22 protein-coding genes are annotated in these 22,900 nt (G+C 58.4%); 5 read left to right on the plus strand and 17 right to left on the minus strand.

The window, feature by feature from the left end; translation table 11 throughout:
• Positions 1-20: 20 nt before the first annotated feature.
• The 16 genes from accD to KI614_RS11610 all read right to left on the minus strand — a co-directional run bounded on the left by accD (position 21) and on the right by KI614_RS11610 (position 16,121).
• Positions 21-890: an acetyl-CoA carboxylase, carboxyltransferase subunit beta gene (gene accD, locus KI614_RS11535; protein WP_226405880.1), complete on the minus strand. Its 870-nt coding sequence runs from the start codon at positions 888-890 to the stop codon at positions 21-23.
• Positions 887-1,693 carry a tryptophan synthase subunit alpha gene (trpA, locus tag KI614_RS11540; RefSeq protein ID WP_226405881.1) on the minus strand — a complete coding sequence of 269 codons (807 nt, stop codon included), beginning with the start codon at positions 1,691-1,693 and terminating at the stop codon, positions 887-889. The genes accD and trpA overlap by 4 nt, the downstream gene beginning before the upstream one ends.
• Complete coding sequence (gene trpB / locus KI614_RS11545) at positions 1,693-2,892, minus strand: tryptophan synthase subunit beta (RefSeq protein WP_226405882.1); 1,200 nt, start codon at positions 2,890-2,892, stop codon at positions 1,693-1,695. Before trpB ends, trpA begins: the two co-directional genes overlap by 1 nt.
• Positions 2,879-3,505 (minus strand): phosphoribosylanthranilate isomerase, encoded by a 627-nt coding sequence (locus KI614_RS11550; RefSeq protein WP_226405883.1) that lies wholly within the window; start codon positions 3,503-3,505, stop codon positions 2,879-2,881. Before KI614_RS11550 ends, trpB begins: the two co-directional genes overlap by 14 nt.
• Positions 3,502-4,290 (minus strand): tRNA pseudouridine(38-40) synthase TruA, encoded by a 789-nt coding sequence (gene truA / locus KI614_RS11555; RefSeq protein ID WP_226405884.1) that lies wholly within the window; start codon positions 4,288-4,290, stop codon positions 3,502-3,504. The genes KI614_RS11550 and truA overlap by 4 nt, the downstream gene beginning before the upstream one ends.
• Complete coding sequence (locus tag KI614_RS11560) at positions 4,287-4,880, minus strand: hypothetical protein (RefSeq protein WP_226405885.1); 594 nt, start codon at positions 4,878-4,880, stop codon at positions 4,287-4,289. The genes truA and KI614_RS11560 overlap by 4 nt, the downstream gene beginning before the upstream one ends.
• A gap of 65 nt (positions 4,881-4,945) precedes the next feature.
• Complete coding sequence (locus KI614_RS11565) at positions 4,946-7,909, minus strand: FimV/HubP family polar landmark protein (protein WP_226405886.1); 2,964 nt, start codon at positions 7,907-7,909, stop codon at positions 4,946-4,948.
• 272 nt (positions 7,910-8,181) lie between these two features.
• Positions 8,182-9,315: an aspartate-semialdehyde dehydrogenase gene (gene asd, locus KI614_RS11570; RefSeq protein WP_226405887.1), complete on the minus strand. Its 1,134-nt coding sequence runs from the start codon at positions 9,313-9,315 to the stop codon at positions 8,182-8,184.
• 52 nt (positions 9,316-9,367) lie between these two features.
• Positions 9,368-10,426 carry a 3-isopropylmalate dehydrogenase gene (gene leuB / locus KI614_RS11575; RefSeq protein ID WP_226405888.1) on the minus strand — a complete coding sequence of 353 codons (1,059 nt, stop codon included), beginning with the start codon at positions 10,424-10,426 and terminating at the stop codon, positions 9,368-9,370.
• Between the two features lie 12 nt (positions 10,427-10,438).
• Positions 10,439-11,077, minus strand: a complete 639-nt coding sequence (gene leuD / locus KI614_RS11580) for a 3-isopropylmalate dehydratase small subunit (protein WP_203467201.1) — start codon at positions 11,075-11,077, stop codon at positions 10,439-10,441.
• Entirely contained in the window at positions 11,077-11,325 is a 249-nt protein-coding gene (locus tag KI614_RS11585) for an entericidin EcnAB (RefSeq protein ID WP_203467202.1), read from the minus strand. Before KI614_RS11585 ends, leuD begins: the two co-directional genes overlap by 1 nt.
• 12 nt (positions 11,326-11,337) lie before the next feature.
• Positions 11,338-12,744 (minus strand): 3-isopropylmalate dehydratase large subunit, encoded by a 1,407-nt coding sequence (gene leuC, locus KI614_RS11590; protein WP_226405889.1) that lies wholly within the window; start codon positions 12,742-12,744, stop codon positions 11,338-11,340.
• A 32-nt stretch (positions 12,745-12,776) separates the two neighbouring features.
• Positions 12,777-13,964 carry an MFS transporter gene (locus KI614_RS11595; protein ID WP_226405890.1) on the minus strand — a complete coding sequence of 396 codons (1,188 nt, stop codon included), beginning with the start codon at positions 13,962-13,964 and terminating at the stop codon, positions 12,777-12,779.
• Positions 13,965-14,006: 42 nt separating this feature from the next.
• The gene (locus KI614_RS11600; protein WP_226405891.1) at positions 14,007-14,273 is read right to left on the minus strand and encodes a YdcH family protein; all 267 of its coding nucleotides are present in this window, start codon (positions 14,271-14,273) and stop codon (positions 14,007-14,009) included.
• A gap of 55 nt (positions 14,274-14,328) precedes the next feature.
• Positions 14,329-15,429: a chorismate synthase gene (aroC, locus tag KI614_RS11605; RefSeq protein WP_226405892.1), complete on the minus strand. Its 1,101-nt coding sequence runs from the start codon at positions 15,427-15,429 to the stop codon at positions 14,329-14,331.
• 245 nt (positions 15,430-15,674) lie between these two features.
• The gene (locus KI614_RS11610; RefSeq protein ID WP_226405893.1) at positions 15,675-16,121 is read right to left on the minus strand and encodes a CBS domain-containing protein; all 447 of its coding nucleotides are present in this window, start codon (positions 16,119-16,121) and stop codon (positions 15,675-15,677) included.
• Positions 16,122-16,399: 278 nt separating this feature from the next.
• Here KI614_RS11610 and KI614_RS11615 point away from each other — a divergent pair, with 278 nt between their 5' ends.
• Positions 16,400-16,705 carry a helix-turn-helix domain-containing protein gene (locus KI614_RS11615; RefSeq protein WP_203467208.1) on the plus strand — a complete coding sequence of 102 codons (306 nt, stop codon included), beginning with the start codon at positions 16,400-16,402 and terminating at the stop codon, positions 16,703-16,705.
• Between the two features lie 39 nt (positions 16,706-16,744).
• Here the strand turns inward: KI614_RS11615 and KI614_RS11620 are convergent, their stop codons facing one another.
• A complete protein-coding gene (locus KI614_RS11620; protein WP_226405894.1) occupies positions 16,745-17,581 on the minus strand; it encodes a radical SAM protein in 837 nt (278 codons plus the stop codon).
• 41 nt (positions 17,582-17,622) lie between these two features.
• On the opposite strand from KI614_RS11620, the gene queD reads away from it, so the two are divergent.
• The 4 genes from queD (at position 17,623) to KI614_RS11640 (ending at position 22,865) form a co-directional block, all read left to right on the plus strand.
• Positions 17,623-18,075 (plus strand): 6-carboxytetrahydropterin synthase QueD, encoded by a 453-nt coding sequence (queD, locus tag KI614_RS11625; RefSeq protein ID WP_226405895.1) that lies wholly within the window; start codon positions 17,623-17,625, stop codon positions 18,073-18,075.
• Positions 18,076-18,139: 64 nt separating this feature from the next.
• On the plus strand, positions 18,140-18,970 hold the full coding sequence (locus KI614_RS11630; protein WP_226405896.1) for a phosphate/phosphite/phosphonate ABC transporter substrate-binding protein: 831 nt from the start codon (positions 18,140-18,142) through the stop codon (positions 18,968-18,970).
• A 20-nt stretch (positions 18,971-18,990) separates the two neighbouring features.
• Positions 18,991-21,735, plus strand: a complete 2,745-nt coding sequence (locus KI614_RS11635; RefSeq protein WP_226405897.1) for an EAL domain-containing protein — start codon at positions 18,991-18,993, stop codon at positions 21,733-21,735.
• Positions 21,714-22,865 (plus strand): patatin-like phospholipase family protein, encoded by a 1,152-nt coding sequence (locus KI614_RS11640; protein WP_226405898.1) that lies wholly within the window; start codon positions 21,714-21,716, stop codon positions 22,863-22,865. Before KI614_RS11635 ends, KI614_RS11640 begins: the two co-directional genes overlap by 22 nt.
• Positions 22,866-22,900: the final 35 nt, after the last annotated feature.

Consider the following 22,900-nt stretch of genomic DNA (forward strand, 5'->3'; position numbering starts at 1 on the left):
CCGCCAGCCTGTGCGCTGCTTCAGGCAGCTACCGGCAGCTTTTGCAGCAACGCCAGGACGCGAGCAACCTGATCGCGCATTTCGCGCCGGTCGACAATCATGTCGATGGCGCCCTTTTCGAGGATGAACTCGGAACGCTGGAAACCTTCGGGCAAGGTTTCGCGCACCGTCTGCTCGATCACGCGCGGACCGGCAAAACCGATCAAGGCTTTCGGTTCGGCAATCACCACATCGCCGACGAAGGCGAAGGAAGCCGAAACACCGCCCATGGTCGGATCGGTCAGGATGGAAATGAACGGCAGGCCAGCCTGGGAAAGCCTGGTCAGCGCCGCCGTCGTCTTGGCCATCTGCATCAGCGAAAACAAGCCTTCCTGCATGCGCGCACCGCCGGAAGCAGTGATGCAGATGAAGGGCATTTTCTGCTCGACAGCCACTTGCACGCCGCGCACAAAGCGCTCGCCAAGCACGGAACCCATCGAACCGCCCATGAAATCGAACTCGAAGGCTGCCGCAACAACCGGCATGGTCTTGATCGCGCCCTGCAGCACAACGAGGGAATCGCTCTCGCCACTGCTCTCGTTGGCTTCCATCAGGCGATCCGGGTACTTCTTGGAATCCTTGAATTTCAGCGAGTCGACCGGGAGAACCTCGGCGCCGATCTCGAAACGGCCTTCGGCATCGAGCAGCACATCAAGACGCTGACGCGCGTTGATCCGGTGGTGGTGGCCGCATTTCGGGCAAACCTGGAGGTTGTTTTCCAGATCGGTGGCGTAAAGCACGGCTTCGCAGGACGGGCACTTGCTCCACAGGCCTTCGGGCAGCGCATTACGGCGCTGGGCGCCTTGTTCACGTTTGATCTTCGGGGGAAGAAGCTTGGTCAGCCAACTCATTTTTTCACCTCATCTACACCGCGACGAATGTCTGTAACCAAGGTCTTGACCTTGGCACAGGCAGTTTCGGCCGTGGATTTTTCAATTTCTTCGATAATTCGGCTGCCGACGACGACTGCATCAGCAAAAGCGGCAATGCGTGCTGCGGTCGACGCGTCGCGAATGCCGAAACCGACACCGACCGGCAGGCCGGTCTTTTCGCGGATCAGCGGCAGACGTTCGGCCACGGCGTCAACATTCAATGCCCCGGAACCGGTCACGCCGGCCAGCGACACGTAATAGACATAGCCGCTGGCAATCGCCGCGACCTGTTCGATGCGCGCCGTGGTCGACGTCGGCGCAAGCAGGAAAATCGGATCCATGCCGTTCGCCTTCATCGCCGCGCCGAAATTCTCGGCCTCCTCCGGCGGGTAATCGACGACCAATACACCATCAACGCCCGATTGCGCAGCCTTTTCGGCAAATTTCTGCAGGCCCATGGCCTCGATCGGATTGGCGTAACCCATCAGCACGACCGGCGTTTTGTCGTCGTCGGTACGGAAACGCGTCACCAACTGAAGCACCTTGCGCAAGGTCATGCCACGCGCCAAAGCACGCTCGGAAGCGCGCTGAATGGTCGGGCCATCAGCCATCGGGTCGGAAAACGGCACACCCAACTCGATCACATCGGCACCTGCCTCGACCAGCGCGTGCATCAGCGGCACGGTCAGATCGGCATCCGGATCGCCAGCCGTAATGAAAGGAATCAGCGCCTTGCGGCCTTCGCCATTGAGGCGTTCAAAAGCAGATTTGATACGCGACATCAGAAAGTGATCCCGGATTTTTCGGCCACGGTATGCATGTCCTTGTCACCTCGACCGGAGAGGTTGACCAGCAGAATCTTGTCCTTCGGCAACGTCGGGGCCAGCTTGGCGGCATAGGCCAGGGCATGGCTCGATTCGAGCGCTGGAATGATGCCCTCAATGCGGCACAGCGTATGGAAGGCTGCCAGTGCTTCGGCATCGGTCACCGGCTGATATTCGGCACGACCGAGATCCTTGAGCCAGGCGTGTTCCGGACCAACGCCCGGATAATCCAGGCCGGCCGAAACCGAGTGCGTTTCGATGATCTGGCCGTCCTCGTCCTGTAGCAGATAGGTCCGGTTGCCGTGCAGCACGCCAGGCACACCGGCCGTCAGCGAGGCCGAATGACGCCCGGTTTCCATGCCGTCACCGGCCGCTTCGACGCCAATCAGGCGAACATCCGGCACGTTGATATACGGGTAGAAAATACCCATCGCATTCGAACCGCCGCCGACACAGGCAATCACCGCATCCGGCTGGCGACCGGCCATTTCCGGCATCTGCTCGAGACATTCCTCGCCAATGATTTTCTGGAAATCGCGGACCAGCATCGGGTAAGGGTGCGGGCCGGCCACCGTACCAATGATGTAGAAGGTATTGTGGATGTTGGTCACCCAGTCGCGCATCGCTTCGTTAAGCGCATCCTTCAAGGTTTTCGAGCCGGACTCGACCGGCACGACCGTCGCACCAAGCAATTTCATGCGATAGACATTGGCCGCCTGACGCTTGACGTCCTCGGCGCCCATGTAGACGACACATTCCATGCCGTAGCGTGCAGCCACCGTGGCTGTCGCCACACCATGCTGACCGGCACCGGTTTCAGCGATGACGCGCGGCTTGCCCATGCGCTTGGCGAGCATGGCCTGGCCGATACAGTTGTTAACCTTGTGTGCCCCGGTGTGGTTCAGGTCTTCACGTTTGAGGTAGATCTGCGCACCGCCCAGTTGTTCCGACCAGCGCTTGGCGTGGTAAATCGGCGACGGACGGCCGACGAAATGCTTGAGTTCGTATTCGTATTCGGCACGGAAAGACGGGTCGGCCTGTGCTGCTGCGTAGGCAGCCTTGAGCTCGTCGAGCGCCCCAAACAGCGTCTCGGCAACAAATACACCACCGTAGGGACCGAAATGACCCTTGGCATCGGGGAAGTTATATTGATTCATCAGCTTTCCGTACTGCCGCCACAAAGGCAGCGATTTTCGAGTGATCCTTGATTCCCTTGCTCATTTCGACCCCGGAAGAGACGTCGACCGCAACAGGACTAACCCGCCGCACCGCATCGCCGACATTCTCTGCGGTCAACCCGCCGGAAAGCACCAAAAAGCCCGGCAAGCCTGACGGAATCAGCGTCCAGTCAAAAACATGGCCGCCACCGCCGTAGCCTTCGACAAAAGCATCGAGCAGCAAACCGCGCGCATCGGGAAATGAGCCGGCGAATTCTACCAGATCAAGCCCCGGCCTCACCCTCGCGGCCCGAAGATAGGGACGCGCAAACTGCTGGCAATAGGCGGCATCTTCATCGCCATGAAACTGCAGGACATTGATCGGCAAGGCATCGCAGACAGCAAGCACCGTTTCCGGCGCTTCATTGACGAACAAGCCAACCACATCGACAAAAGGCGGAATTCGCCGGGCCAGCTCGGCCGCCCGCTGCGGCGTGACGTAACGCGGGCTGGGCGGATAGAAGACGAAACCGATGGCATCGGCACCGGCCGTCACCGCGGCATCGACATCCGCCTCACGCGTCAGGCCGCAAATCTTGATTCGGGTTTTCACTTGAACACTCCGTCGAGGAAATCATCGTCCGGATCGGGCAAATCCCAGTGCGGCTCGTAGATCGGCCCGCGGAAATAAAGGCCGTCCGGCGAAAAAGTCGGCGCTGATTGCGTTCGATCCCTGGCCTGAAGCAAGGCATCGATCCATGCCGGCGACTGGTTGGCTTTGCCGACATAAACCAGGCTGCCAACCAGATTGCGCACCATGTGATGCAGAAAGGCGCTGGCTTCAAAATCGAAAACGAAAAGATTGCCGAACTGACGGACATCGGCCCGCCACATGGTTTTGACCGGCGTTTTTGCCTGGCAGCCCGCCGCCCGGAAAGCCGAAAAATCGTGCTCACCGAGCAGTCGACCGGCAGCATCCTGCATGGCTGCCAGATCCAGCGGCAAATGGAACCAGCCGAGCCGTCCCTGCCACAGACCGGGGCGTTGTGGCCGATTGAGCAGCAAGTAGCGGTAGCGACGACCACGCGCACTGAAGCGAGCATGAAACTCGTCGCTCACCGGCTGAGCCCAGCGTACAGCGACGGTTTCCGGCAAATGCGCATTGACGCCGCGAACCCAGGCCGTCACTGGCCGTTCAACCGGCGCATCAAAATGCACGACCTGGTTGGTTCCATGAACTCCCGCATCGGTTCGCCCGGCACAGATAACGCTGACAGGCTGGCCGCAAATCGAGGCCAGCGCCTTTTCCAGCGCATCCTGAACCGTTTCTCCGCCCGGCTGGCTCTGCCAACCATGGAATGCGGTGCCGCAATATTCAACTCCCAGCGCAACTCTCACAGCACTATCGCCCCCACCAGCAAACCGGCTGCCAGTATCGAATACAACACATCAAGAAACGCCCAGCGCGGCAAATGCAAAGACACGACACTCGCCCCTCCCGGCAATTCGGCATCCAGTGCCAGCATGCTGCGCCAGTCTTTTTGCAAACCAGGCGACTGCAGATTTTCCAGAACCAGCGACAAGCGCACAACCAGTCGGTCGACATCCAGCCCACAACGGCGCAGCGGCTGAAGCACGCCCCACAACGCACAGATCAGACCATCACGTTCCAGTCGCACAAAAAGTACCGCAAGACAGGCGAGTGTCACCACCAACCGGGTCGCCTGCCGGCCTGCCTCATCGACTCCTTCGTAGCTCGGCGCCCACGCCAGATCGTTCAGCGCCTCCCCTGGCGTGTTGTAGGCCAGAATCAAGAACAGGGAAACCAACAACCAGCGGGCACGGCGCAGGTAGGACAACCACTGGACCACAGCTTGCGGCGTCAGCAACAGGGCTGCGACAAGCAAGGCGCCGAGCCCGGCATAACCAACGAACTGTATGGCAAAAACCGCTGCCAGCCAGATGATCAAGGCCGCAGAAGGATGCAAATCAAGCCCTCAAAATGCACATAGCCCCTTACGGGGCCATGTACCGGTCAAAAACCGACCCTTGTTTATCCACCGATACGTGCAAGAATCTCGCGCGCTTGCTCGACGAGATCAACCGGCCCCTCGCTCGCAACTTCTTGCAATAGTTCGCGCGCTCCCTCAAGGTCGCCCATTTCTTCATAGGCCTTGGCCAGATCGAGCTTGGTATTGACCTCTTCCCACTGTGCATTATCCGACGGGGCCGCAGCAGCAGGTGCCACAGCGGATTCTGCAGGAGCGCTCTCGGCTGGCTCAGCCGACAGATCAAGATTGATCGCCCCGATATCAAACTCCGGGGTGGCAGGCTGACCAAGGAACACAGAATCGGTCAGCTTGACGTCAAACTCGACGGCATTCTCATCGGCCGTAGCATCGGTCAGAGAGGGATTCTGAATATCGACAGCCTGATCAAGCAACATCGTGTTAACAACGGTATCGGTCCCGTAGCTTTCAGCAGGAGCAGCGGCTGCAGGCGGTGCATCAAGATCGAGACTGAAGTCGCCGAGTGGAGCCTCAGGTACAGCCTCTGCCACTGGAGATACTGCCGGCGACAATTCAGAAGAATCCGCCAGTTCACCAAGTGCAGGCATGACCAGCGTTCCACCCGGAGAAAAATCGGGCAACGGCTCAGATGCATCGTCGACCGCAGAAGACTCGGCAATATCCAGCTCGAAATCCAGATCATCAGCCACCGGATTGTCGTCTACGCGCAGCACATCATCCTGCAATGCCGGCTGGGCCGGGATACTCGCCCCCAGATCGAAATCAAGCGCATCCGATGCATCAGCCAGCGATTCGACAGCCGGCGGTGCTGGCAGGTCGATATTCTCAGCCGGTGCAGAAGGCATTTCATCCGCTGGCGCCCCCAAATCAAAATCGAGGCTCATGACTTCATCGGCGACTTCGACAACCGCCGCTTCCGGCTCTGCCGGCTCGACTTCGGGTAAAACAAGCGTGTCACGCTCAAACGTATCAACCGACTCAATAGCCGGAGGCACTGCCTCAGCAGGGGTATCTTCAGGCATGAACTGTGCAGCCTGACGGGCCACTTCCGGCGTTACCACCATGGTGGCATCTGCATTGAATGCCGAAGCCTGACGCTGCACACCGGAGTAAAGCGGATTACCCGGGTCCAGCCCAACCCCCATAGCAGCAACCTTGGCCCATTCCGGACCAACACCCGCCGTCTGCGCATACAACTCACTCGCCAGCGTCTCGAACTGCTTGACACTCTTGCGATTCGCATAAATCTCGAGCAGCTTGGCATGAATTGCAATCCGGTTCGGATCTTTCTGCAAAGCCTCGAGCAGGATTTCCTCAGCCTGAGCATCACGACCGTAGGCCATGTACACATCGGCCTCTGCAACCGGATCAACCTCATCGGTATCGATACTGCCCGGCCCCGCCTGGCTGAAGTCACCCGTTTGCGGCGGCGTATTGCTGGTATCGACACTCTGCCCGCCCGTCATCCGGAAAACAGAGTTTCCGCCGGAGCTGGGCGAAACAGGAGCCGCCGTTGTCTCAACCGAGGCGTTGTGATCACGCCGACGCTTGAAAAGCAGATAACCGGCCAGCAGGGCAAGAATCCCGCCCCCTCCAGCCAATGGCAGTGGATCAGCCAACAGGGTTTCGACGAAACCAGGCTCAGGCTCCTCCTCAGGCTCAGGCGGCTTGACGGCCTCCGGTTTCTTGACAGCCGCTGGCTTTGGCGCCTCGACAGCCGGCTTCACCTCGACCGGCTTGCTTGGTTCCGCCGGCTTTGCCTCTGCAGCCTCCTTCGGCGGCTCGACTACCTTGACAGGCTCAACAGGCTTGGCTGGCTCAACCGGTTTCGGAGGCTCAATCACCTTGGCCGGTTCAAGCGGCTTGCTTTCCTCTTTCTTGACCGCCCCCTGTTGCTGCAACTCGGCAAGCTTCTGGTTTTTCATTTCCAGCAACTTCTGCAGCTCACCCACATTTTTCTCAAGGAAAGCCAGACGTTCCTGAGCCTCCTTCAGGGAACGATCCCGCGCAATCAGATCAGCTTCTGTGCCCAAGACAGATTTGCTGGCCGCACTTCCCTTGACCGGCATTTCGGTCCGCGAAACCTTGACTTGGTCCTTGGCCTGCTCTGATGGCAAAGCCTTTTCATCAACCTTGGCGGCAATCTTTCCACTGCTGCCCTGACCCAGCGACTCTTCCTTGACTGGCGCCTTGGCTGTTGCGGAGGCCAGTTTCTGGCGATAGGCATTCCAGTCACCCGATTGAGCGACCAGCACCTTTTTCACATCGGCATCCGACAGGGATTCAAGCTCGGTCTTTTCAGGCAAACCAAGAATTGCGCCGGCTTTCAGGCGATTCATGTTGTTGCCGATGAAGGCATCGGGGTTCTTCTGAAAAATCCCGACCAGCATCTGGTCGAGAGAAACACCTTCGACGCGTGTCTCGGCTGCAATTTTGCGCAAGGTATCGCCCGAGTGAACGACGCGCCCATCAGCAGGCTCTGTCGCTTTTTTCTCCGGCACCGGCTGGGGCTTGTCTTCCACAACAGGGCGGGCAGCTGGTTTGCTGACCTTGGGGCGCTCGGCAATCTCAGGCGGGCGTTCGGCACGCTCGGTTCGCTCGACCTGAGCACCGCCACCACGTACCGTTTCAACCACACGCGCCTCAGCAACAGGTCGGGCTACCTGTTTTGCAGCAATTTCCGGTGGATCCAGCAAGAAAGTGTATTCACGAACAAGACGACCGGCCGGCCAGTTCAATTCCATCAAGAAATCGAGGAAAGGTTCGTTGATCGGCTTTTCCGAAGTAACTTTTACAACAGACTTCCCGTCAGGACGCTTTTCCACATTAAAGCGCAGGTCATTCAACACCGACGAATAATCCACTCCGGCTTGACGGAATGCACTCTGCGGCGCAAGACGAGCCGTCATGCCAACCAGTTCTTCACGATTGGCGGCAACCTCGAGCTCAGCCCGCAAAGGCTGTCCGAGACCGGAAAGTACAGTCAATTTTCCTAGCCCCGCAGCCTCGGAAATACATGGCGCGAGCGACATGCAAGAAGCGACTGCGAGCGCCATTGCATGCTTTTTGAATTTGGAGCGATTAGTTTCGTTCACGGCGAAACCCTGAGCGTCGAATTTTGGGACTTTCAAATTAACATCATGGACTTAGCAATGCAAGCTAAACCGCCTTCTGAGCGAGCGGCGATATGACGCGAACCCAACAACAAAAACCGGGGCACTTGGCCCCGGTTTTGACGATACAGGATCAATCTGGCCGATCAGGCATCCAGCAGAATGCGCAGCATGCGACGCAGCGGCTCGGCCGCGCCCCACAGCAACTGGTCGCCACAGGTGAAGGCTGCCAGGTACTCCGGGCCCATCGCCATCTTGTGCAGACGGCCGACCGGCACGGTCAGCGTGCCAGTCACGGCGGCCGGGGTCAGTTCGCGCTCGGAGATCTCGCGATCATTCGGCACGACCTTGGCCCACGGATTGGCCTTGGCCAGCATGTCGCTGATTTCATCGAGCGGCACATCCTTCTTGAGCTTGATGGTCAGCGCCTGGCTGTGGCAACGCATTGCACCAATACGCACGCACAGGCCATCGATAGGGATCGAACCCGCGCTACGGAAAGCCGGCTTGCCGAGAATCTTGTTGCACTCGGCGCCGCCCTTCCACTCTTCCTTGGACTGGCCGCCTTCGACCGGCACATCGATCCACGGAATCAGCGAACCAGCCAGCGGGGTGTTGCGGAAGTTCTTCTTCGGGAAGGCATCGGAACGAATCGTCTCGGCAACCTTGCGGTCGATATCGAGAATGGCGGAAGCCGGGTCGGCCAACAGATCGGCCACGGAGGCGTGGATGGCGCCCATTTGCGAAATCAACTCGCGCATGTTTTGTGCACCAGCACCGGAAGCGGCCTGATAGGTCATGGACGAAGCCCATTCGATCAGATCGTTCTGGAACAGCCCGCCGAGGCCCATCAGCATCAGGGATACGGTGCAGTTGCCGCCGATCCAGTTCTTGCCACCCTTGCTCAGAGAGTCCTTGATGACGTTCATGTTGACCGGGTCAAGCACGATCACGGCATCATCAGCCATGCGCAATGCCGAAGCAGCATCGATCCAGTGGCCATTCCAGCCAGCCGCACGCAGCTTGGGGAAAACTTCCTTGGTGTAGTCGCCACCCTGGCAGGTGATGATGATTTCGCACTGTTTCAGCGCGTCGACCGAGGAAGCATCCTGCAACGGCAGGGAGGCTTCCTTGCCGCCGAACACCGGTGCCTTGCCGCCAGCAGCGGACGTTGAGAAGTACACCGGATCGATGTAGGCAAAATCGCCCTCTTCAACCATGCGCTGCATCAGCACGGAACCAACCATGCCACGCCAACCGACCAGACCAACCTTCTTCATGACTTACTCTCCGTATATAACCTTCGTTTAACGCACGAACCGGTGTTTTGGTTTACGACGCCAGCGCGGCAAGCACGGCGTCGCCCATTTCCCTGGTGCCCACCTTGCTGGTGCCACGCTCGTAGATGTCGCCGGTACGATAACCTTGAGCGAGCACCTTTTTGACCGCAGTTTCAATGCGTAGTGCCTGTTCTTCCAGACCAAAAGTGTAACGCAGCATCATCGCTGCCGACAGGATGGTCGCCAGCGGATTGGCGACGCCCTTGCCGGCGATATCCGGGGCGGAACCGTGCGATGGCTCGTACAAGCCCTTGTTCTTGTCATCCAGCGAAGCGGAAGGCAGCATGCCGATCGAACCGGTCAGCATCGATGCTTCGTCAGACAGGATGTCACCGAACATGTTGCCGGTGACCATCACGTCGAACTGCTTCGGCGCCTTGACCAATTGCATCGCGGCGTTATCGACCAGCATGTGGCTGAGTTCGACATCCGGGTAGTCGTGGGCGACTTCGATCATCACATCGCGCCACAGCTGGGTGCATTCCAGCACGTTCATCTTGTCGACCGAGCACAGCTTCTTGTTGCGCTTTTGCGCAGCCTGGAAAGCAACATGACCGATACGACGAATCTCGGACTCGCTATAGACCATGGTGTTGAAACCGACGCGCTCGCCGTTTTCCTCACGCACGCCGCGCGGCTGGCCGAAGTAGATGTCGCCGGTCAGTTCGCGAACGATCAGGATATCCAGACCGGCGACCACTTCCGGCTTCAACGTCGAGGCATTGGCCAGTTCGGGGTAGAGAATTGCCGGACGCAGGTTGGCGAACAGGTTCAGGTCCTTGCGAATCCCGAGCAGACCGCGCTCCGGGCGCTTTTCACGCGGCAGCGTATCCCATTGCGGCCCGCCAACGGCGCCGAGCAGCACGGCATCGGCTTCACGCGCCAGCTTTTGCGTTGCTTCAGGATAAGGGTTGCCGGTTGCGTCGACCGCGCCACCGCCCAACAGCGCCTCCTCCATCTCGAACTTGAGATCAAGTGAGTTGAGAACACGCACTGCCTCGGCAGTAATTTCAGGACCAATGCCGTCACCCGGCAAAACACAGATCTTCATTGCTTTTCCTTGTTAGGCAAACAGCCAGGGCTGGCTGATACGACGCTTGGCTTCGAATTCGCGAATCATCTCGGCATGACGCAAGGTCAGGCCGATATCGTCCCAGCCGTTGATCAGGCATTCCTTGCGGAAGGCATCGATTTCGAACGGAATGCCATAGCCATCCGGACGAATCACCGCTTGCGACGGCAAATCGACGACCAGCTTGTAGCCCGGAGTCGCTTCGATTTGCTGAAACAGCGCCTCGATTTCAGCGGCCGGCAAGACAATCGGCAAAATACCGTTCTTGAAGCAGTTATTGAAGAAAATATCGGCAAACGACTCGGCGATGATTGCCTGAAAGCCGAAATCCAGCAATGCCCACGGCGCGTGTTCGCGCGAACTGCCGCAGCCGAAATTGGCCCGCGTCAGCAGTACCTGCGCGCCCTGGTAGCGTTCCTGGTTGAGCACGAAATTCGGATTCTTCGGACGGCCAGAATTATCTTGCCCAGGCTGACCGACATCCATATAGCGCCATTCGTCGAAGGCATTCGGACCGAAGCCGGAACGCTTGATCGACTTGAGAAATTGCTTGGGGATGATGGCATCCGTATCGACGTTGTTACGGTCGAGCGGTGCTACCAAACCTTCCAGACGAACGAATTTATCCATTACTCCACCACTTTCTGCACGGCATCGCCTGATTTCTTCAAGGCGCTGCCCACCGCCTCGCCGCTCTTTTGCAGAGCGCCGCCGACGACTTCACCTGTTTTATTCAGGGCGTTACCGACGGCCTCGCCCCCTTTTTGCAGCGCTTCGCCAGTCACTTCCGCACCACGCTCGACATCTTTCTTGACGCCCTGCGCTGTATTGCAAGCGGAAAGAATCAACGCCATCCATGCGAACAAGACAACGCGCATGACCCGACTCCGTTAAAGCACTTCGCGCACGTCGGCGAAACGGCCGGCGATGGCGGCAGCCGCTGCCATGGCTGGGCTAAGCAGATGCGTCCGGCCGCCAGGACCCTGACGGCCTTCGAAATTGCGGTTCGACGTCGAAGCACAACGCTCGCCCGGCTCCAGACGGTCGGCATTCATCGCCAGACACATCGAGCAACCTGGCTCACGCCACTCGAAACCAGCTGCGACGAAAACCTTGTCCAACCCTTCTTCCTCGGCTTGACGCTTGACCAGACCAGAACCCGGCACGGCCAGTGCGAGTTTGATGTTCGCGGCAATATGGCGCCCTTTGAGCACCGATGCCGCTTCGCGCAAATCCTCGATACGGGAATTGGTGCAGGAGCCGATGAATACCTTGTCGACTGCAATCTGGTTGATCGGCGTATTCGGGTTGAGGCCCATGTACTGCAGCGCCCGCTCCATGCCTTCACGCTTGACCGGGTCGGCCTGCTTGGCCGGATCGGGCACCGTGGCGTCGATCGCCACGACCATTTCCGGCGAGGTTCCCCAGGTCACTTGTGGGCGAATCTCTTCAGCCTTCAGGGTAACGACGCGATCGAACTGTGCGCCGGCATCGGAGTGCAGCGTGCGCCAGTAGGCCACGGCCTTGTCCCAGGTTTCGCCAGTCGGCGAGAAGGGACGACCCTTCAAATAATTGATCGTATTGTCGTCGACCGCGACAAAGCCCATCCGGGCGCCGCCTTCGATGGCCATGTTGCACAGGGTCATCCGACCTTCCATGCTCAGGCCACGGATGGCGCTGCCGCCGAACTCGATGGCATAACCCGTACCACCGGCCGTGCCGATGGTGCCAATCACGGCCAGCGCCACGTCCTTGGCTGTCACGCCCTTGCCGAGCTTGCCTTCGACGGCAATCAGCATGGTCTTGGATTTCTTTTGCAGCAGACACTGGGTGGCCAGCACGTGTTCGACTTCGGAGGTACCGATGCCGTGCGCCAGGCAGGCGAAAGCGCCGTGCGTCGAGGTGTGCGAATCGCCGCAAACAACGGTCATGCCGGGCAGCGTCGCACCATTTTCAGGGCCGACGACATGGAGAATCCCCATGCGCTGATCCTTGAACGGGAAATACGCCAAGGCACCGACTTCGCGGATATTGGCATCCAGCGTTTCAACCTGCTGACGGGAAATCGGATCCTTGATCCCCTCTTCCCAATGGTCGGTCGGCGTGTTGTGGTCCGGCGTGGCAACAATGGAGGAAACGCGCCAAGGCTTGCGCCCGGCCAGTTTGAGGCCTTCAAAAGCCTGCGGACTGGTCACTTCGTGCACGAGGTGACGATCGATATAAAGGAGCGCCGTGCCATCCGCTTCTACGTGGACAACGTGGTTCTCCCAGAGCTTGTCGTAAAGGGTCTTCGACATGGATCGCTTCAAAGGGGCCGTAAAGCGTTGAATTATGTCACAGGATCAGCTTTTTTTGCCCGGCCGGGCATGTCGACCGCGGCATCGCCACGCACCCAGCGCCAGACCAGCAAAAATCCGCCCAGCGCAAAGACCGCACCCAGCGTAAACGTCCAGCCAGCGCCGACCTGATCCCAGGTTCGCCCGGCGATCAGCGCACCAAGCAGGCCGCCAGCGCCGAACGACAAACTGGAGTAAAGCGCCTGCCCCCGCCCCTGGGCGCGCCCCGGAAACCACAGGTTGACCGCCGCAATGCTCGCCGCGTGATACGAGCCGAAGGTGAGGCCATGCAGCAACTGAACCAGGATCATCACAGCTACCGACTCGACGCCCCAGCCCATCATCAGGAAACGCCAGACGGCAGCGGCAAAACTGGCAAGCAGGATGACACGCAGCGAAAACCGGCGCGACAAACGTGCCATCAGAATGAAAACAACAATCTCGGCCAGCACACCGAGCGACCACAGCGCCCCGACTTCGGTCTTGCTGTAGCCATGCCCGGAGAGATGAATGGAATAGAAGACATAGAAGGCGCCATGCGCAGCCGACATGGCAAAGCAGGCGGCCATCAGAGCCACGACCCTGGGCTGACGGAGAATAGTGCGAATCGGAATTTCACCGCGGGCATGCGGCATTTGCGGCGCTTCCGGCAACGTGGCTGCCAAACCAAGAATGCCGCAGAGAACTGCCCAGCAAACCCAGAGCACAGCGATCGGCGGGGCATAATCAAGAATGGCCCCCGTTGCCATGACAGCAACGACAAAGCCGACCGAACCCCAAAGCCGAATCCGGCTGTAGCGCCCGCGCTCTTCGCGTAGATGGTCAAAAGTCAACGTCTCGACCAGCGGTAGTGCGGCACTCCAGAAAAAAGCCAGTACTGCCATGGCAAGTAACATGCCGGGCAGGCGATCGATCCAGAAAAAGGCGGAGAAACCGGTCAGCCCCATGATGCCAGCCAGACGGATGATGCCGACCCGGTAACCAAAACGGTCGGCCAGCCAGCCCCAGAGATTGGGACCAAAAAGGCGCATCAACTGCATCTGCGACATCAACAGGCCGATGTCCCAGGCAGAGAAATTCAGGGATTGGAGATAGAGCCCGAAATAGGGCGAGAACGCACCGATGAAGGCGAAGTAGAAAAAGTAGTAGCCCGAAAGGCGCCAGTGAGGCAGTGCATGCATCCGGCGATTTTACCGGATGCATCGAATCGGCAGCCTCCCGATTTAGGCCTTGATCGCCTGTTGACCGGAGCGATAGGCCAGCAGCATGTGATAGAGCTCATCCTTGAGCTTGACGCGCTGCTTCTTCATGTCTTCGATGGTGAAATCAGCCACCGGCATGTCGTGCTCTTCAAGATCCTCCACCTTGCCGGTCAGGCGGTGATATGAAGCAAACAGCTTGGCAAAATGCGCATTGCCAACCTTGAGGGCATGAATAGCGTCAACCATCTCAGGAAATTCATGATGGAGGTCGTGATGTTCGACTTGCATTTTTTTCTCCCTATTTTCAACAACGCCACTCGAAAGCGGCGCAGAACTAAAAATCTTAGGCGATTTCGCCCGGAATCCGCGGCGTCGAGCAGACGACATCGCCACACTGAGCACGATGACGCAGGGCATGATCAATCAGCACCAGCGCCATCATGGCTTCGGCAATCGGCGTCGCACGAATGCCAACACAGGGATCGTGCCGCCCCTGGGTCGCTACTTCAATGGGCTGGCCGTGCACATCAATCGAACGACGCGGCTGGGCAATCGACGATGTCGGCTTGATCGCCATATTGACGATGATTTCCTGACCAGTGGACAAACCACCCAGAATACCGCCGGCGTGATTGCTGGCAAAACCCTGCGGCGTCATTTCATCGCCATGTTCGCTGCCTTTTTGAGCCACCGAGTCAAAACCAGCCCCGATTTCGACCCCCTTGACGGCATTGATGCCCATCATCGCGTAGGCAATTTCAGCATCAAGGCGATCGTAGACCGGCTCACCCCAACCTGGCGGGACGCCGGTGGCGGTCACGGTAATTTTGGCCCCGACCGAATCCAGCGATTTGCGCAGGCTGTCCATATAGGCTTCGAGGTCGGAAACGATATCGGCATTCGGTGCAAAGAAGGCATTGCCATCGATTGCATCGGCGCTCAGGAAGGGAATTTCAATCGGCCCAAGTGCGCTCATCCAGCCGCGAATCGTCACACCGTAGCGCTCTTTCAGCCACTTGCGGGCAATTGCCCCTGCGGCAACGCGCACGGCCGTTTCGCGCGCCGAAGAACGGCCGCCACCCCGAGGGTCGCGAAACCCGTATTTCTGGGTATAGGTGTAATCGGCATGGCCGGGCCGGAAGGTTTCGGCAATATTGCCGTAATCCTTGCTGCGCTGATCCTGGTTGCGAATCAGCAGAGCGATTGGCGTGCCGGTGGTCTTGCCCTCAAAGACGCCAGAGAGGATTTCCACCGTATCCGGTTCGCGACGTTGCGTGACATGACGCGAAGTACCCGGCTTGCGGCGATCCAGTTCAGCCTGGATATCTGCCTCGCACAGCGAAAGTCCGGGTGGGCAACCATCAACCACGCAACCGATTGCAGGACCATGGGATTCGCCAAAGGACGAAACGGTGAAAAGCGTGCCAAAAGTATTGCCGGACATGGGAGGCTGGAATCTAAAATGGAAGCAGGAGTTTAACATGCCCAACAAAAAGCCCCCGCCCGCCCCGTCGACCGCAGCAAAGCCATCGACCATGCCACCCACCGGCAAAAGAGCATCGCAAGCCGGGCCAAACCCACGCCAGCAACCCGATAATCGCTGGCAACGAACAAAGCGCTACGGCTGGGATAGCCGCTAAAAGCCGGGCATAAAAAAAGCAGCCAAAGCTGCTTTTTTCGATCGGGCGATCAAGCAGACGGTTCGTCCGGCCAGTTCTTGATGTAGTTCTTGAGCATCGTATTTTCGAAGCTCTGTTCCTCAAGCACGGCTTTGGCAACATCAAGGAAGGAAATCACACCCATCAGCAGGTGGCCATCGAGCACCGGCAAATAACGCGAGTGCTTTTCGATCATCAGACGACGCAATTCGTTGGCCGGCATATCAGGAAAGGCTGTGACCGGATCCTTGACCATGACATCTCCGACCGTCACGCCAACCGGGCAGGCATCATGGGCCTTCATGGCCTTGAGCACCTCACGGAAAGTCAGCATGCCGGCCATTTTTCCGGCATCCATCACTACCAGAGAACCGACGTCGAGATCAGCCATGGTATCGATTGCCGAGGCCAGCGATTGCTGGGGCGTTGCGGTGTAGAGGGTTCCGCCCTTGAGCTGAATGATTTCGCGCACTTGCATGGCGGCGTCTCCAAAATAATTTATATCGTGGCGATCTTAGTGCATCAGGCTGTTTTCGCAAAGGCCGCCTCCCAAAAAGCCGCTGCTGCAAGGCAAGAGCAGGAAAGCGCAGGATCAACCCCATGAATGGAATGGTTTTTTACAAAAAAAACGTCAAAAAATATGGCATTTGCACTTGCGGTACGTCATAAGCATCTATACACTTGGTCATATTACCTAAGTCATATCACTTTAGTCGGCTTGGGTACCCCTACAACAATCGCGTATGGAGAATGGATATGACCGCAGTCAAGACCATCGAAAAAATCGACGCTCGTGAAATTCGTCGCAAGCTTGGCCTCAACCAACAGCAGTTCTGGTCCACCCTCGGCGTGACGCAGAGCGGCGGTTCCCGTTATGAGAGCGGCCGCAACATGCCCAAGCCGGTGCGCGAACTGCTCCGCCTGGTGCACGTTGAACAGATCGACATCAAGTCGATCAAGCGTGACGACTGGGAAGTCCTCGAGTACCTGAAGGCTCAGGAACCGGAGCTGTTCAAGTCCCTGAAGAAATCGGCGCGCACGCGTACCAAGAAGGCCGCGTGAAATTCGGCCTGTAAAGGCCGTCGACCGCAACAACGGGCATTACGGGGAAAGCACCACCCGGATGCCCGTTTCTTTTTTGATCTGCCCGGCGAAGGACTCAAGCACATCCGTCGGCAGTCGCCCCAGACGCGGTGCCGCGGGCTGCATCGAGGGACGGGCCAAACCGTAGAGATGAACACCGGCCAGCTGGCCAGCCAAGCCGTTGAGCAAGGCACAATATGCTTCCCTGGCGGAAGCCGGAGGCGCCTCGCCATCCAGCGCAAACCAGCATGTCTGCACCCAGGTCGGCGCCTGCGCAGCACAAATGGCAAGGTTGCGGGCAATTTTGTCGGCCGACATCGGCACACCATTGACCAACTCGACACCCGGCGCATCAACCCGGTCAACCTTGAACCAGACCTCGCCCCCCAGAGAGCCAAGCCGGCGGATTCCGGACTGCACTTCGGGACGATGCAGGAAACTGCCGTTGGTGATCAGGCGCAGCGGGAGCTTGCCCTGCAGACCGTAATCAGCCATGACCTGTCCGACACGATCAATTGCCTCACTGAACTCGGCAGCACTGGTCGGCTCTCCGTTACCCGAAAAAGCCACGTCGACCAGTTGTCGCGCCTCTGCCGGCACCTGGCGCTGCATGAAGTCACCGTGCAGCGCATCATCCAGAAACAACCGCAACTCGCGCTCCAGGCGCGACAAATCAACGGGCGGCGGGCCGCCGCGTGTCAGGTTGTCAACCTGGCAATAAAGGCACGCCCAATTGCAGGCATTGTTGATATTCAGGTTGATACCAACGGAAACCCCGCCGGCGCGGCGTGAAATAACCGGGTAGACATAAAGCAGCCCGGCGCTGTCACGGCGATGATCGTCTGTTGTAAGCATGGCGCATTGTATAATCAGCGCCCCATTTGAAGGCCACTACCATGTTCATCACTCGCCGCCTCGAGTTCGATGCCGGGCATCGCATCCCGGATCACAAAAGCCAGTGCCGCCACCTGCACGGGCACCGCTACGCCATCGAAATCACGCTCTCCGGCGGCATCATCAACAAGGCCGGCGACGCAGCCAACGGCATGGTGATGGATTTTTCACAGGTCAAGGACCTGGCCAAAACGCATTTGGTGGACGCCTGGGATCACGCTTTCCTGGCCTTCTCGGGCGACACGGCGATTGTTGATTTCCTGAACGCCCTGCCCGGCCACAAAACGGTCATTCTCGACCGGGTCCCCACCGCCGAAAATCTTGCCCGAATCGCTTTTGAGCGTCTTGATGCGGTCTACCGCGACACCTACGGCAATCACCTGCAACTGGAACAAGTTCGTCTCTACGAAACGCCCAACTGCTGGGCGGATGCCGTCCGCGCCCGCCTGGATTGAGCTGGCCGGACGTTCCTCCTATACTGCTGCAAAAGCATCGGCGAAGATGCCACCAGGAGGGACAATGAAAGCAATACGCTACTGGGGTGCGCTCATCGCGCTCTGCTTCGGCATGACGGGAATACAGGCGCAACAGGAAACCCTGCGGATCGGTGTCATTCCCTACCTGACACCCAACGTCCTGATTGCCTTGTTCCAACCCTTGCGACTGCAACTGGAAAAAGATACCGGGCGCTCGGTCGCCCTGTTCACGGCCCCCGACGTCCGCAGCTTTGCTCGACGCACACTCAAACCCGACTTTGATTTGATCATTACCGCAGCACACCAAGCGCGGCTGGCCCAGGTGGAAGGCGGCTATCTCCCGCTGACGCGGTTTACCGGCCCGCTGCATGCCGCCATGGTAGTCAGCAAGGATTCGCCGATCCAGCGCCTCGGCGAATTACGCGGCAAACGCATTGCCGTGACCGACCGCTCGATTCTGGTCAATATCGCCATGAGCAAGATTCTTGCTGATCAGGGCATCCAGGAAAAGGATGTGCAATATATTGCGGTCAACTCACAAAATAGCGGCATTCTCGCGGTTGCCCGCGGCGAGGCCGACGCAGCCATCATTGCCCATTTCACTCTTGACCAGAGCCCCGAGGACCAACGCAACGCGGTACGCAGCATGTTCCGCTCGGAAGCGCTGCCCAACGTCATTCTTCTGGCCAGCCCGCTGCTTGATACGACGGTCCGCGAACAGGCCCAAAAATCCCTGCTCGCCTTTCCGGCAACCACCGAGGGCAGCAACTTCCTGGAAAAAAGTCGCTACCTTGGCATACAAGCCACTGACGAAGCCTTCATGAAGCGCCTTGACAGCTATTTGCCGGAAACCCGGAAGCAACTCGGCCTATGAGCAAAGCAAGCGGCCTTTCCATGCGCTGGAAACTCGTGCTGGCGAGCGTGCTCGTCGAAGTTGTCATGCTTGCCATGCTTGTCTGGAACGGCCTGAGGCTGATGGACGAAACCCTGCAAAAGCAATCGCAGGTTCGTCTTCAGGAAATTTCCGTACTACTCAATGCATCGCTCGGGCCGGCGCTGGCCAGCCAGGACTATGCGCCGATTGCCGATGTATTCCGCCAGAGTCGGCGGAGCGATGGCATCCAGTATTTTCTGCTGACCGACCCCCAAGGCAAGGTGCTGCTCGCCGATGGCTGGGACCTCGAAACACCGCCGCCCCCGGAACAGCCAGAAATCAATCTCGGCACACAGGAAAAACGCTTTGACACGCGCATTCCGATCACCCTTTCCGGGCAGATCTACGGCCAGCTACATTTCGGCGTCTCGACCAGCTTCCTGCACGAAGCCAGGCAGCACCTTGGCCGGCAAAGCCTGAGTATTGCCGCCCTCGAAATCCTGCTCTCGATCGCCCTGCTTTCGGCGCTGGCCATCTGGCTGACCCGCCACCTGCGGCGCTTGCAGCAAGCCAGCGAAGCGGTGGGCAAAGGCCAGTTCAACTTCAACCTCAATATCGAATCAAACGACGAAGTCGGCCAACTGGCCAGCACCTTCAACCAGATGACCCAGAAAATCGAGCAGCAGCTGAAGGCGCTTCGCAATTCGGAAGCCCGCTTCAAAAGCCTGCTCAACCTGTCTACCGACCACTACTGGGAACAGGACAGCGATTTCCGTTTTTCAGTCCCTCCTTCAGGCAGCCTGAACAACAAGTTCCAGCATGTTGCCGAATGGCTGCGCGGGCAGCAGCGCTGGGAACTCAAGACCACGCTGACCGCCGAACAATGGACCGCCCACCGGGCCCAACTTGAAGCTCACGAATCGTTCCGCCGCCTGGAATACGGCCTCTATTTCCCGGACGGTTCATTACGCTACTTCCAGGTCCACGGCGAGCCCTTCTTCGATAACGCCGGCGCCTTTGCCGGCTACCGCGGTACGGCTAACGACATCACCCAGCGCAAACTGGCAGAAGACTCATTACGACTTTCGGCCAGCGTTTTTGCCGAAGCACACGAAGGCATCATCATCACCGCCCCGAACTGGCAGATCATCGATCTGAATCCGATGGCCAGCGAGTTGACCGGATTCGGTCGCAGCGAGCTACTCGGCCAGGATTTGCGTCTGCAATATGTTGACGATGACACCCGACGTTTCCAGGATGAGATCGCGCAGACACTGCACGAACAAGGGCACTGGCGGGGCGAAGTCACCGGCACACGAAAGGGAGGCAGCCACTTTCCGGAACAGCTCACGGCCAGCGCCGTGCGTAATCTTGCGGGCGAAACCACCAACTACATATTCATTTTCTCCGACAGCACGGCACTCAAGGAGCACCAGGCAAAACTGGAGGCAATGGCTCATTACGACAGCCTGACCCGCCTGCCCAATCGTGCCCTGCTGGCAGACCGGATGCAGCAATCACTGCAGCAGGCCAAGCGAATGAATGAACTTCTGGCTGTTGCTTATCTTGACCTCGACGGATTCAAGCCGGTCAATGACAATTTTGGCCACGATGCAGGCGACGCCCTGTTAATCGAAGTGGCCAACCGTTTGCGCAGTACGGTACGCAGCGGCGATACGGTAGCTCGCCTGGGTGGCGACGAATTTGCACTGCTGTTGCGCGCCGATGATTTTGGCGAATGCGAAGCTGCCTTGCTTCGGGTACTCGGGGCACTTTCCAGTGAATATCGCATCAAGGGCCAGAACATTCTGATCTCGGCCAGCATCGGCGTCACACTCTATCCCAATGACACTTCCGAACCCGATGTCCTGCTACGCCATGCCGACCAGGCAATGTATGTGGCCAAACAGGCTGGCAGGAACCGTTACCATTTCTTCGATGCCGACCTTGACCACAAGATGCGCTCGGAGCACGCACAAATTTCGCGCATCCAGTCGGCACTTCTGGCCGAAGAGTTTGTACTGTTCTACCAACCCAAGGTAGACATGCGAAACGGTCGGATAACAGGGGCAGAAGCATTGATCCGCTGGCAACATCCCGAGCAGGGCTTGCTTCCACCTGGCGAATTCCTGCCCTTGATCGATAACACCGAAACAATCGTCACTCTGGGCGACTGGGTGATTGAGCAAGCCCTCAAACAAATGGCGATATGGCAAAAAATGGGGCTCACGGTTCCGATCAGCGTCAATATTGCCGCCCGACAATTCCAGGCAGAAACATTTGTTGCCCGCCTGAAGGAACTGCTCAGCCTTTACCGTCACGTTCCCCCCTCCTGGCTGGAACTGGAAATTGTCGAAACAGCCGCGCTGGATGACATCATCGAAGTCAGCAACATCATTCGAAGCTGTGAGGCACTCGGCGTCTCCTTTGCGCTCGACGATTTCGGCACAGGCTACTCATCGCTGACCTACTTCAAGCGCCTGCCCGCACGAACCCTCAAGATCGACCAATCCTTCATTCGCGACATGCTGGCCGACCCGGAAGATCTGGCCATTGTCGAAGGCATCATCGGTTTAGCCAAAGCCTTCCAGCGCACAGTCATTGCAGAAGGTGTAGAAACTGCGGCACACGGTTGCCGCCTCATGCAAATGGGCTGCTACCACGCCCAAGGCTACGGTATCGCCCGCCCCATGCCTGCCAATCAATTACCGGGCTGGATTGAAAACTTCAGGCCAGACCCATCATGGATCGAACAGGTACGCTGAACAGGGACAGGACCGCCCTCATTTTAACCGGCGGCGGGGCCCGGGCTGCCTATCAGGCCGGCTTCCTGCTCGCAGTCGCAAAACTATCGAGCAACCGGCGACACAATCCTTTTCCCATTCTTTGCGGAACATCGGCTGGTGCAATCAATGCAGCAGGGATTGCCTGCCTGGCTGACAATTTCGGCAAAGCAGCCTCACGGCTCGCCAACATCTGGCGCAACATGCATGCTGGCGATATTTATCGGGCAGACCCTCTCGGGATTGGCGCTTCGGGAGCTCGCTGGCTATCCATGCTCGCCTTTGGCTGGATCGTTCAAAATCCGCCACGTTCGCTGCTCGACAATGCACCACTCCGGGAACTACTGAGCCGACACCTCGACTTCAAGGGAATCGACCGAGCCATCGCCAAAGGAGCCCTCCACGCCGTCAGCATCTCGGCCTCCGGCTACGAGTCAGGCGAAAGCATCAGCTTTTTTCAGGCGCACCCTTCGGCCGAGCCTTGGGAACGAATCCAGCGACACGGATTGCGCGCAGAACTGGGCGTCGAACACCTTCTTGCATCCAGTGCCATCCCTTTCATTTTCCCTGCCACACGCATTCACCGGGAGTATTTCGGTGACGGCTCGATGCGCCAACTAGCGCCTATCTCACCCGCAATCCATCTTGGCGCAGAACGTATTCTGGTCGTTGGCGCGGGAAGAAAAAACGAACATCAGGAGCGACGACACGTTGAAACACACCCCTCGCTTGCCCAAATTGCCGGCCATGCACTTTCCAGTATTTTCCTGGATGGATTGGCCGTTGATATTGAGCGCATGCAGCGAATCAACAACACCCTGTCGAAAATTCCAGCCGACGTACGCCAAACCGCGGGGATCAGCCTGCGTCCGATCAAAACTTTGGTGATTTCGCCCTCCGAACGGCTTGATCGCATTGCCGCCGAACACGCAACCGCACTCCCGTGGGCCGTCAAGGCTCTGCTGACCGGTATCGGAGCAATGAACCGACGTGGCGGCGCCCTGACCAGCTACCTGCTATTTGAGAAGCCTTATACACGGGCGTTGATCGACCTGGGATACGCCGACACCATGGCCCGCAGTACGGAAGTCGGCGATTTTCTGGAGCTCTGACTTTATCCCGCAAAGCGAGTCAGACCGTCACAAAC

The sequence above is a fragment of the Dechloromonas denitrificans genome (assembly GCF_020510665.1).
Taxonomy (GTDB): Bacteria; Pseudomonadota; Gammaproteobacteria; order Burkholderiales; family Rhodocyclaceae; genus Azonexus; species Azonexus denitrificans_B.